The 11,647-nt window shown below is 73.9% G+C and carries 11 protein-coding genes and 1 pseudogene; 7 read left to right on the top strand and 5 right to left on the bottom strand.

Going from position 1 to position 11,647, the window contains the following annotated elements:
- Position 1: 1 nt before the first annotated feature.
- From KZX45_RS16965 to dmpG, 7 genes are read left to right on the top strand one after another with little or no spacing between them, the layout of a single operon-like run.
- Positions 2–1,006: an ABC transporter substrate-binding protein gene (locus KZX45_RS16965; RefSeq protein ID WP_248258940.1), complete on the top strand. Its 1,005-nt coding sequence runs from the start codon at positions 2–4 to the stop codon at positions 1,004–1,006.
- A 3-nt stretch (positions 1,007–1,009) separates the two neighbouring features.
- Positions 1,010–1,798: a 2-keto-4-pentenoate hydratase gene (locus tag KZX45_RS16960; protein ID WP_248258939.1), complete on the top strand. Its 789-nt coding sequence runs from the start codon at positions 1,010–1,012 to the stop codon at positions 1,796–1,798.
- Positions 1,795–2,628: a 2-keto-4-pentenoate hydratase gene (locus KZX45_RS16955; protein WP_248258938.1), complete on the top strand. Its 834-nt coding sequence runs from the start codon at positions 1,795–1,797 to the stop codon at positions 2,626–2,628. Before KZX45_RS16960 ends, KZX45_RS16955 begins: the two co-directional genes overlap by 4 nt.
- Before the next feature lie 3 nt (positions 2,629–2,631).
- Entirely contained in the window at positions 2,632–2,832 is a 201-nt protein-coding gene (locus tag KZX45_RS16950) for a tautomerase family protein (RefSeq protein ID WP_248258937.1), read from the top strand.
- Position 2,833: 1 nt separating this feature from the next.
- Positions 2,834–4,372, top strand: coding sequence for an aldehyde dehydrogenase (locus tag KZX45_RS16945; RefSeq protein WP_248258936.1), 1,539 nt, complete (start codon positions 2,834–2,836; stop codon positions 4,370–4,372).
- A 44-nt stretch (positions 4,373–4,416) separates the two neighbouring features.
- Positions 4,417–5,358, top strand: a complete 942-nt coding sequence (locus tag KZX45_RS16940) for an acetaldehyde dehydrogenase (acetylating) (protein ID WP_248258935.1) — start codon at positions 4,417–4,419, stop codon at positions 5,356–5,358.
- Positions 5,355–6,413, top strand: coding sequence for a 4-hydroxy-2-oxovalerate aldolase (dmpG, locus tag KZX45_RS16935; protein ID WP_248258934.1), 1,059 nt, complete (start codon positions 5,355–5,357; stop codon positions 6,411–6,413). Before KZX45_RS16940 ends, dmpG begins: the two co-directional genes overlap by 4 nt.
- Here the strand turns inward: dmpG and KZX45_RS16930 are convergent.
- From KZX45_RS16930 to KZX45_RS16910, 5 genes and pseudogenes are all read right to left on the bottom strand, one after another.
- Positions 6,373–6,696 carry a winged helix-turn-helix domain-containing protein gene (locus KZX45_RS16930; RefSeq protein ID WP_248258933.1) on the bottom strand — a complete coding sequence of 108 codons (324 nt, stop codon included), beginning with the start codon at positions 6,694–6,696 and terminating at the stop codon, positions 6,373–6,375. The genes dmpG and KZX45_RS16930 overlap by 41 nt on opposite strands.
- Positions 6,697–6,754: 58 nt before the next feature.
- Entirely contained in the window at positions 6,755–7,762 is a 1,008-nt protein-coding gene (locus KZX45_RS16925; protein ID WP_248258932.1) for a TerC family protein, read from the bottom strand.
- A 467-nt stretch (positions 7,763–8,229) separates the two neighbouring features.
- Positions 8,230–9,729 (bottom strand): ATP-binding protein, encoded by a 1,500-nt coding sequence (locus tag KZX45_RS16920; protein WP_248258931.1) that lies wholly within the window; start codon positions 9,727–9,729, stop codon positions 8,230–8,232.
- Positions 9,726–11,231, bottom strand: a complete 1,506-nt coding sequence (locus KZX45_RS16915) for an SCO6880 family protein (RefSeq protein ID WP_374112608.1) — start codon at positions 11,229–11,231, stop codon at positions 9,726–9,728. Before KZX45_RS16915 ends, KZX45_RS16920 begins: the two co-directional genes overlap by 4 nt.
- A pseudogene (locus KZX45_RS16910) lies at positions 11,215–11,647 on the bottom strand (hypothetical protein); the annotation flags it as partial. The pseudogene KZX45_RS16910 and the gene KZX45_RS16915, both read right to left, overlap by 17 nt.

Genomic DNA, 11,647 nt, shown 5'->3' with positions numbered 1-11,647 from the left:
GATGCGCATCTACCCCCGCTCCATGGCCGCCCTGCCCCTCGCCCTGACCCTCGCCGCCGCTCTCGCCGCCTGCTCGGCCGGCGGTGCCGAAGACACCGCCGCCGCCGACGCCCCCGACACCGCCGCGTCGACCGACGGCGAGCCCGAGATCGCCGAGCTCGCGGTCGGCATCGTCCCCGTCGTCGACCATGCCTCGGTCCAGGTCGCCGTGGACGAGGGCTTCTTCGAGGAGGAGGGCCTCAGCGTCGAGGCCACCGTCATGCAGGGCGGCGCCGCCGCGCTGCCCGCCATGGTCTCCGGGGACCTGCACGCGGCCTTCGCCAGCTACCCGTCGTTCTTCCTCGCCGAGCAGAAGGGCCTCGGGGTCACCATCGTCGCCGAGGGGATCCGCGGCAACGAGGAGACCGCCGGCGTCTTCGTGAACGTCGACTCCCCGATCCAGGACCCCGAGGACCTGGCCGGCGCCACGATCGCCGTCAACACGCTGAACAACATCGGCGACGTCAGCATCAAGGCCGCCCTCGACGAGCTCGGCGTGGACATGGCCAGCATCCAGTTCGTCGAGATGCCGTTCCCCGACATGCCGGCCGCGCTCTCCCTGGGCAACGTCGACGCGGTGTGGGTCGCCGAGCCCTTCCGCTCCATCGTGGCCGCCGAGGGCGCGCGGAAGGTCTTCGCGTCCTACAGCGGCATCGCCGAGGAGATCCCCGTGTCGGGCCTGGGCATGACGGACAAGTTCGTCGCCGAGAACCCCAACACCGCCGCCGCCTTCGCCCGCGCCATCGAGAAGGCCAACGCCCTCCTGGCCGAGGACCCCGACGCCGCGCGCGAGGCCGTGCAGACCTACTCCGAGACGAGCCCGGAGGCCGCGGCCGCGCTGGAGCTGCCGACCTGGGTGGAGGGCGCTCCCGACGCCGAGGAGCTGGGCCGGTGGAACGACCTCATGATCGCCACGGGCGCGTTCGCCGAGCCCGTCGACATGGCCGACCTCGTCGCGAGCGAGTAGACCATGGAGACCCAGGACCGCATGGCCGCCGCCGAGGCGTTGCTGGCCGCCTACGACGGCGAGGCCGTCGCCCCGCTGACCGAGACCTACCCCGACATCGACCTCGACGACGCCTACGCGATCCAGCGCATCCAGCTGGACCGCTGGGTGGCCGGGGGGCGGTCCGTGCGCGGCCACAAGGTCGGCCTGACCTCCCGAGTCATGCAGCGCCAGCTCGGCGTGGACCAGCCCGACTACGGCCAGCTGCTGGACACGATGATCCACGGCGAGGGCCAGGCCCTCGACCCGGCGGACTTCGTCCAGCCGAAGGTCGAGCCGGAGATCGCGTTCGTGCTCGGCCGCGACCTCGCCGGGCCGGGCGTCACCGTCGTCGACGCCGTGCGGGCCGTGGACTGCGTGCTGCCCGCGCTCGAGATCATCGACTCGCGCATCCGCGACTGGCGCATCGGGCTCGCCGACACGGTGGCCGACAACGCCTCCTCCGGCGCGGTCGTCCTCGGGTCCCGGCCCGTGCGGCTCGCCGACGTCGACCTGCGCCTGACCGGGTGCGTCCTCGCCGTCGACGGCGAGGTCGTGGCCACCGGCGCGGGAGGGGCGGTCCTGGGATCCCCCATCAACGCGCTCGTCTGGCTCGCCAACACCGTCGGCGCGCTGGGCACGACCCTCGAGGCGGGCCAGGTGGTGATCCCCGGCTCGCTCACCGCCGCCCAGGCGCTCCGGCCGGGCGGCACGGTCCGGGCGACCTTCGCCGGGCTCGGCACCGTCAGCACGCGGATGGCTGTGGCGGCATGACCACGACGACCGGCGCGCGGGCCGACGGCGCCAGAGAAGGAGCAGGGGTGGGGGACTGGACGATCGACCGGGTGGTCGAGGAGCTGTACGCGGCCGAGGCCGGCCGGTACGACCGGACGCCGATCACCGACGAGTTCCCCGGCCTCGACATCGAGACCGCCTACCGGGCGCAGGACCTGCTCGTGGAGCGCAAGGTCGCCGAGGGCCAGACCGTCACGGGGGTCAAGCTCGGCCTGACCTCGCGGGCCAAGCAGCAGCGGATGGGCATCGACGCGCCGCTGACCGCCTGGCTCACCGACGCCATGACCCTCCCGGCGGGCGCCCCCGCACCGCTGGCCGAGCTGATCCACCCCCGGGTGGAGCCGGAGATCGTCTTCGTCCTCGGCGAGGACCTCGCCGGGCCCGGCATCACCGCGGCCCGCGCGATGAGGTCCGTCTCCGCCGTCCTCGGCGGCTACGAGATCATCGACTCGCGCTACCGCGACTTCCGCTTCACGCTGCCGGACGTCATCGCCGACAACGCCTCCGCCGCCCGCTGGGGCAGCGGACCCGTCTCCCTCGACCCGGGCGACCTCGACCTCTCCCTGGAGGCCTGCCTCGTCGAGGTCGACGGCGAGATCGTCGACACCGCGACCGCGGCCGCCGTCCAGGGCCACCCCGCGGAGGCTCTCGCACTCGCCGCCAACTCGCTCGGCGCCCGCGGGCACCGGCTCCGCGCCGGCTGGATCGTGCTCACCGGCGGCATCACCGACGCGGTCTTCCTCCGTCCCGGCTCGTCCGTGTCGCTCCACTTCAGCCACCTCGGCAGCGTCACCGTGACAGGAGCCTGAACCGTGCCACTCGTCGAAGTCACCCTCACCCAGGGCCGGCAGCCCGAACAGCTACGCGAGCTCATGCACCGGGTCCACGAGGCGGTCCGCGTCAGCCTTGACGCCAGCCCCCAGAACATCCGCGTGATCGTGCGCGAGGTGCCCCGCGAGCTGTGGTCCGCGGGCGATCAGACCCTCGCCGAGCGCGACCAGGAAGGACGCTGAAATGAACCCGACCAGCCAGGTCGCCGAGACCTCCGCCCCGAGCCCCGGCGAGCAGCCGCCGGCCTACGCGGCCGGCCCGCTGCGAGCCGAGGCGCCCGTGGTCACCTTCGGTCACGTCATCGGCGGCTACGAGGTGCCCTCCGCCGACGGCGCCACGTTCGACAGCGTCGACCCGTACACCGGCCAGGTCTGGGCGCGGTTCCCGCTCGGCGGGAAGGCGGAGGCCGACCTCGCCGTCGCCGCCGCACGCCGCGCGTTCGACGAGGGGCCCTGGCCCCGGATGGGGCGCCGGGAGCGTCAGGCGATCCTCGCCCGCTTCGCCGACCTCATCCTCGAGCACGGGGACGAGCTCGCCCTGGCCGACACCCGGGACATGGGCAAGCCGATCACCCAGAGCCGCGGCAACGACGTGCCCCGCACCGCCGACAACTTCCGGTTCTTCGCCGACCACGCGCAGCTCACCGCGGCCGAGGCCCTGCCGATGGACTCCGGCCACCACGCCTACACGCGCTACGAGGCTGCCGGCGTCGTCGTCGCCATCGCGCCGTGGAACTTCCCGATGATGCTCGAGAGCTGGAAGGTCGCCCCCGCCCTCGCCTGGGGGAACACCGTGGTCCTCAAGCCCGCCGAGGACTCCCCGGCGTCGGCCACGATCCTGGCACGCCTCGCGCTGGAGGCCGGCATCCCGCCCGGGGTCTTCAACGTCGTCCACGGCTACGGCCCCGACTCCGTCGGCGAGGCACTGACGGCGCACCCCGACGTCGACCGGATCACCTTCACCGGCGAGTCCGGCACCGGGCGGGCGATCGCCGGTGCCGCGGCGCGGAACCTCACGCCGGTCAGCCTCGAGCTCGGCGGCAAGGGGGCGAACGTCGTCTTCGCCGACGCCGACCTCGACAACGCCGTCGCCTGGTCGGTGCGGGCCATCTTCACCAACGCCGGCCAGGTCTGCCTCGCCGGCTCACGCCTGTACGTCCACCGCTCGATCCAGGAGGAGTTCCTCGAGCGTTTCGTGGCCGCCGCCCGCGCGATGGTGGCCGGTGACCCGAAGGACCCCGCCACCCAGCTGGGCCCGCTCTCGTCCGCGACCCACCACGCCAAGGTGCGCTCCTACTTCGAGGCGATCGAGGCGGAGGGAGGCACGGTGCTCACCGGCGCGCTCGGGGAGGGCCTGTTCGTCCTGCCCACGATCGTCACCGGACTCGCCGAGGACTCGCCCCACCAGCGCGAGGAGATCTTCGGGCCGATCGTCACCGTGACGCCCTTCGACAGCGAGGACGAGGTGGTGGGCCTGGTCAACGCCTCCCCGTTCGGCCTCAACGCCATGCTCTTCAGCGAGAACCTCTCGCGGGCCCACCGGGTGTCCTCCCGGCTGCGCGTCGGGACGGTGTGGGTGAACTGCTTCTTCATCCGTGACCTGCGCGCCCCCTTCGGCGGCGTCGGTGACTCGGGGGTGGGCCGGGAGGGCGGGTCGTTCAGCCGCGAGTTCTTCACGGAGCCCAAGGCCGTCGTGATGCAGATCGACCCGGCCGGCGACTGACCGCCGTTCAGCCGACCGCCGTCCAGCCGACCAGGAGGATGACCATGACCGTCACGCAACGAGCTGCCGCGCTCGCGCCGGCCCCCGGGCGGCGGCTGAGCGCAGCCGTCGTCGGGCCCGGCAACATCGGGACCGACCTGCTCGTGAAGCTGCTGCGCTCGGAGTCGCTCGACGTTCACTCCATGGTGGGGGTGGACCCGACCTCGGACGGGCTCGCCCGTGCCCGCGGCCTCGGCGTCGAGGCCAGCCACGGGGGCGTGGACTGGCTGCTGGCCCAGGGCGCCCTGCCTGACATCGTGTTCGAGGCGACCTCCGCCCGGGCCCACCTGGCGAACGCGCCGCGGTACCGGGAGGCCGGCATCACCGCGGTCGACCTGACCCCGGCCGCCGTCGGGCCCTTCCTGTGCCCGGCCGTGAACACCGAGCACCTGGACGCGCCGAACGTCAACATGATCACCTGCGGCGGGCAGGCGACCATCCCGATCGTCGACGCGGTCTCCAGCGTGACCGAGGTGCCCTACGCCGAGATCGTGGCCTCGATCGCGTCGCGGTCGGCGGGGCCGGGGACGCGCGCGAACATCGACGAGTTCACGCAGACCACCGCCCGGGCCGTCGAGTCGGTCGGCGGGGCCGGGCGCGGCAAGGCGATCATCATCCTCAACCCGGTCGACCCGCCCATGATCATGCGGGACACCGTGTTCTGCGCGATCCCCGCCGACGCCGACCGGGACGCGATCGCCGCGTCGATCCACCGCCGCGTGCGGGAGGTCCAGGCCTACGTGCCGGGCTACCAGCTGCGCGGCGAGCCGCAGTTCGACGACGCCGAGGAGCTGTGGGACGGCAACGCCCGCGTCACCGTGCTGCTCGAGGTCCGGGGCAACGGCGACTACCTGCCCGAGTGGGCCGGCAACCTCGACATCATGACCGCCGCCGCCCTGCGGGTGGGCGAGCTGATCGGCCAGGCCAAGGGAGCGAACCAGCGATGACCACCACCGAGACGGGCGCGGGTCGCCCGGGGCGCGGGACGGGCCCGACGTCTGTCCGCATCACCGACACCACGCTCCGCGACGGCAGCCATGCCGTGCGCCACCGCTTCACCGAGGACGACGTCCGCGCCGTTGCCGGCGCCCTGGACCGGGCGGGCGTGCAGGTTATCGAGGTCACCCACGGAGACGGCCTCGCCGGGTCCTCGTTCAACTACGGCTTCGGCGCGCGCAGTGACGCCCAGCTCGTGGCGGCCGCCGCGGAAGCCGTGACATCGGCCCGGATCGCCGTCCTGCTCCTGCCCGGGCTCGGCACCGTGGAGAACCTCCGCGAGGCGCACGGCGCCGGGGCGACGATCGCCCGGGTGGCGACGCACAGCACCGAGGCGGACATCTCCGCGCAGCACTTCGGCGCAGCCCGGGACCTGGGCATGGAGACCGTCGGGTTCCTGATGCTGTCCCACCGCAACACCCCGGAGGGCCTCGCCGGCCAGGCCCGGATCATGGCCGACGCGGGGTGCCAGTGCGTCTACGTCGTCGACTCGGCCGGGGCGCTCATGCCGGGCACCGCGACGGACCGGGTCGCCGCGCTCGTCGCGGAGCTGGGCGACGACGCCCAGGTCGGTTTCCACGGCCACCAGAACCTCTCGCTCGGGGTGGCGAACTCCCTCGCCGCCTACGACGCCGGCGCCCGCCAGATCGACGGCACCCTGTGCGCGCTCGGGGCCGGGCCCGGGAACTCGCCCACGGAGATCCTCGCCGCAGCCTTCGAGAAGCTGGGCGTCCCCACGGGGATCGACGTCGACGCCGTCCTGGCCGCTGCCGAGGACGTGCTGCGCCCGCTGGTGCCCCGGCTGCCCGTGGCGGACCGGTCCTCGATCGTGCAGGGGCGCTTCGGCGTCTACAACTCCTTCCTGCTGCACGCTGAGCGTGCGGCCGCCCGGTACGGCGTCCCGGCCCACGACATCCTGCGCGAGGTGGGGGAGCGCGGCTACGTCGGCGGCCAGGAGGACATGATCATCGACGTGGCGCTCGAGCTGGCGGCGGGTGCTCGCTGAAGATGCCGAGCAGCTCGCCGACCTCGTGCGCGGCGTTCGCGGGGTGCCGGAACGGCCGGTGTGAGTTGACGGTGTAGTGCGTCCGCCGCCCGACCCGGGTGCGCCGGACGTACCCGTCCGCCTCGAGGTCGCTGAGGATGGCGAGGGTGGCGCGCGGCGTGATCCCGACCTGGCGGGCGAGGTCGCTCACCCGGGCGTCCGGGGCGGCGGCGACGGCGAGGAGGACGTGGCCGTGGTTGGTCAGGAACGTCCACCCCGGCCGTGCGTCGTCGTCGGCAGCCATGACCACATCCTCCCCTCTCGCTCCGCCGCCGTGGGGCGGCGTCCGCCGCGCGTCGACCTCACCGGGCCTTCCAGGCCGGCGCGCTCGCGGCGAGCTCCTCCTCCGTCGCCACCCGGAAGGGCGCGGCGGCCGGCGAGGGGAGCTCCCGCCGGCTCTGCCCGCGGGTGGCGCGGAGGCTGGCCACGACCGAGGTGCCGATGATGGTCGCCACCACGGCCAGGGAGATCGACGTGGGGATGTAGAACAGGTCGATCTTGAGCAGCATCTTCACGCCCACCCAGATCAGCACCAGGGCGAGGCCGATCTTGAGGTAGACGAAGCGGTGGATCAGGTCGGCCAGCAGGAAATACATCGCCCGCAGCCCGAGGATGGCGAAGGCGTTGGCGGTGAACACCAGGAAGACGTCGTCGGTCACCGCGAAGATGGCCGGGATCGAGTCCACCGCGAACACGACGTCGGTGACCTCCACGAGCACCAGCACGGCGAGCAGCGGGGTGGCCACGAGGGTTCCGCCGACGCGGACGAGGAGTCGCTGGCCGTAGTAGGCGTCGGTCATCGGCACGAAGCGGCGGAACAGCCGCAGCGTCCGCGACCCCGCCGGGTCGAGGTGCTCGTCGCGGGAGCGGATCATCCGGTACCCGGTCCACAGCAGGAAGGCGGCGAAGACGTACAGCACCCAGGAGAAGTTCTCGATGAGCGCGGCGCCGGCGGCGATGAACCCGCCGCGCAGGACGAGCGCGCCGAGCACGCCGAGGAACAGCACCCGGTGCTGGTACTCCCGCGGGACGCCGAAGTAGCTGAAGATGATCGCCCAGACGAAGACGTTGTCGACCGCCAGGGACTTCTCGATCAGGTACCCGGCGAAGTACTGCTGCCCGGGCTCGGCGCCGTAGACGCTCCACACCAGCGCGCCGAAGGCGATCCCGAACGCCACCCAGATCGCCGACCAGATCGCGGCCTCTCGCACCCCGATGACATGGGCGCGACGGTGGGCGAAGAGGTCGATCGCGAGCATCACCACGATGAAGGCGATCACCGTCGCCCACACCCAGAACGGAACATCCATCCGAGAGCACCACCCTCCGGTCACTTCACCGACCGGAGGTCTCTCCCGGCCCGGACCGGGCCCGCCCCGCCGGACCCGCATTCGTGCGGGACGTGATGACGACGGAACGCTTGGGGTTACTCCCCTCCACCAACGTGATTAGTGAAGCGGAGTTCACGTATGCGTGTCAAGACTTCGACGAGACTCACGAAGAGTGCCCCCGAAACGGGCGCGGTGCCTCATCTAGGAATGCCCGCGAAAGTCGTCCCCGCGGCTTGGTGGCGGGCGCCCGCGCTGACGCCCGGACGGTTCGGTCCGATAAGTGCTCCTGAGCAGATGAAGTCGTCCTCGATCCACTTCATCTGCTCAGGAGCACTTAGCCGTCGAGGGAGATGCTCGGGCGGCGGCGGCGGCGGCGGCGGGTGGCGGGTGGCGGGTGTGGCGGCGGCGGTGGCGGCGGCGATGCGCGGGTGGCGGCGCGGAGCGCTCTACTCCTCCGCCCGTTCCACGCGGCCCACGCGGGAGAGCTCCCGCCAGCGCTTGTTGGTGTCGTGGATGCCGAGCTCGACGCTGGTCAGCTGCACCTGCACGGGGATGCCCGGCCGGCCGCCGACCTTGACGAGGAACTTCCCGCGCCCGGGCGGCTCGGTCTCCCGGTGGTGCACCGGGTCCCACGCGGGCGGGTCCTGCCAGCCGATGAGCAGCTCCTGCTCGGCGCGCGAGAGCGGCACCGCCTGGGTGAGCATCGACATCTCCGCCCCCGGCAGCCCGCCCGCCACGACCATCCCCGAGCGCTCGACGAACCCGCGGGCCTTCATCCGGTCCTCCTCCGCCGGCAGGGCGAGCAGGTCCGACATCGTGTGGGACACCATCACGGTCCCCACCCCGCGGGTGCGGTTCAGCCGGGTCAGGGCGTCGACCCGGTCGACGATGCCGCGGCCGGCGCGCAGCACCCGCCACAGCTCGTCGAGCACCACGAAGTAGTGCCGGCGCGGCTCCACCCCCGCGTCGGCGAGGGCGTTGGCCACGTTGACGGTCCCGAACCCGGCCGACCAGCAGGCCAGCATGACCGCGGCCTGGAGGTCCGTCTGGGCGTCGTCGATGTGGCTGACGTCGTAGACCACCGGGCGGTCCCGCCGCATCGGGTTGGTGGTGGGGCGGGAGAAGGTCCGGCCCAGCCGGCCGCCGTCGACCAGCCCGATGAGCGAGGCCTCGAGGTTCTCCGTGACCGCCTGGTAGCGCTCGAGGGAGCCGCGGTCCAGCGCCACCTGCCGGACGTCCTCCGGCGCGGACCGGATGACCTCCAGCAGGTCCGGCAGCACCGGCACGCCGTCGTGGCGCTCGTCGAGCACGCGCAGCGCCCGGTCGAGGATCGTCTCCTCCCGGTCGGTCGGCGGCTGGGCGCGCAGGATGGTCAGCAGCGAGGACACCATGGTCAGGCGCCGGTCGTGCGCGTCCGAGAGCACCATCGCCCGGGCGCCGCCGGTGAGCCGCTCCGCAGCCGAGGTGGCCTCGCCGGGGTCCAGGACGTTGATGTGCCCGCGGTCCCCGCCGAGCGCGATGACCTGCCCGCCGAGGGCCTCGATGAGGTCGACGTAGTCCGGCTTGAGGTCGCCCAGCACCAGCGGCATGACGCCGTAGCCCGCAAGCCCCGCCGCCATCCGCCGCACCAGCGTCGACTTGCCCAGGCCCGGCAGGCCGAGCACGAAGGCCGAGGGGTTGGAGATGAGGTTCGCGCGCTGGAACCACGACACCGGGTCGCAGCACACCGTGGCGCCCGTGACCATGTTCCGGCCCAGCGGCACCCCCACCATCGGGGTCCCGGAGCCGACGGCGAACGGCCAGAGCCCGCACACCTGGCGGGTGGAGCCGCGCCACTCCGGCACCGGCTGGATCGACCCGGCCCGGCCCCGCCCGCGCCCGGGCCAGCCGCGCGGTCCCGGTCGCGGCGGTGCCGACGTCGTCCCCTCGCTCTTCCGGGGGCTCACAGCCGGCTCCGCATCTGCGAGGGCAGGTCGAGGTGGCGCGGCAGGACCAGGCCGAGCGGCAGCGCCGCCGCGAAGGCCGTGTCCTGGGAGCCGTAGGCGGGCCGCAGCCGCAGCCGCGCGGTGGCCGCGAGGTTCTCGACGGCGGCGCGGGCGTCCGCCTCGCGGGCCTCGTCGAGGACCGTGGCGGTGACGAGCATGCCGAAGTTGACCAGCCCCGCACCCGCGGCCTCCTCCTGCGCGGTCAGCGCCGCGGCGCGGGTGGCGAGGACGTCCCGGGCGGTCGGCCTGTCCGAGGAGGACTGCCGGAACTGCGCGGCGCGCAGGTCCGCCTCGACGATCGCGGCGGCGGACGCGGCGTCGATGGGCCGGTACAGCAGGGTGACGCGCTTGCGGGCGACGTCGCGGTGGGGGGCGAGCAGCCGGGACAGGATCGACGCCTGGACGTTGCCGCGCGGGGCGCCCGTCATGGCCCAGCTCACCGACACGCCGGAGTCGTGCCGGTAGTCGTCCCAGGACGCCTCGGCGGCCGAGGGGCCGACGTCGGACCACGTCAGGTGCGTGACCTCGCCCTCGGCGTGCGCCTCGTCGACGGCGGTCGCCGCGGCCGGGTCGTACGCCACCCGCACCAGCTCGCACAGCTCCGCGGCGTCCACCGGGTGCGCGGGGCCGGCGCCGGTGGCCTGCAGCTCGCCGGTGAGCCCGGGCAGGCGGGCCCCGAGCTCGCGGGCGAACTCGGCGGGCTGGCGGCGCCGGCCGTTGTGCGTGGCGTTGAACGTCAGCGCCACGTAGGCGCGCACGGTGGAGGAGCCGTGCGGGTACTCGGCGACCGTCTCGGCCAGCAGCGCCCGGGCGAACTCCGGCGCGTCGGGGTCGAGGTTCGTCCCGACCTCGCGGCGCAGCCGGGTGCCGGTGTCGGGCGCGGTCTCGATGGTCACCGACGCGGCGACGATCCCCGGCTCGTCGCCGAGGTTGGCCAGCCACAGGCCCCAGTCCGCGACCCAGGCGTCCACCTGCTCCTCGTCCACCAGGGCGGCGCCGTCGGGCTCGGTGCCGATGACGAGGGTGTAGGTGGCGGTGGCCGGGACGCGGATCAGGGCGAAGCGCCGCCCGTAGGAGTCGGAGTGCTCCGTCAGCTTCGACGACGCCGCCAGCCCGGGCAGCTGACAGGTGCCCCACGGCACCTGGCCGAGCGGGCCGGAGCGGTACAGGTGCTCGCCGGCGGAGCGCTGGCGCCACCAGGACCACCGGGTGGCGCCCTTGTCGAGGGCGTTGAGGCCGTGCTTGTCGCGCACCCCGATGGCCAGCAGCACGACCGCCAGCCCGGCGGCCACCACCAGGCCGGTGAGCAGCTCGGTCAACATGACGACGAGCACCACCACCACCAGGCCGGCCATCAGGATCATCGTCCCGGCCGTGCCCAGGCCCATGAGGCCCGGCGTGGTGGGGCGCCGCCAGTTGCCGTAGGTGCGGGGCTGGTGGTGGCCGTCAACGGTTGCCGGCACGTGAACCATCTCCTTCGTGGGTGCTCGCGCCCGTGCGCGGGCGTCCCTTCCGTCCGCTCGGGCCGGGGCGTCCGCGCGCCCCACGCCCCGCGGTCCCGCCGGTCCCGGCAGCCCCGCCCGTCCCCGCGCTGCCGCTGCTCCCGGCGTCCGGCGGCTCGCGCGTCGCGTCGCCGTCCACGTCCGCCGGGGCGGGGGTGTCGCGAGGGCCGAGATCGTCGTCCGGCTCGCGCCCGGCCCGGTCCTCCTGGCCTGCGCCCGCCGGCAGGGTGGACCCGGACCCGGACCCGGCCTCGGAGCCCGGCCCGCCCCCGGAGCCCTGCCCGCCCCCGGAGCCCTGCCCGGCCCCGGAGCCCGACCCGCCCCCGGACCCCGGCGCACCGCGGGCGCCGGCGGCCTCGCGCTCCCCGCCCGGGCGG

The sequence above is a fragment of the Georgenia sp. EYE_87 genome, assembly GCF_023148685.1.
Lineage (GTDB): Bacteria > Actinomycetota > Actinomycetes > Actinomycetales > Actinomycetaceae > Georgenia.
Note: the sequence above shows the minus strand (reverse complement) of the source record. Positions and strands in the feature narration are given on the sequence as shown.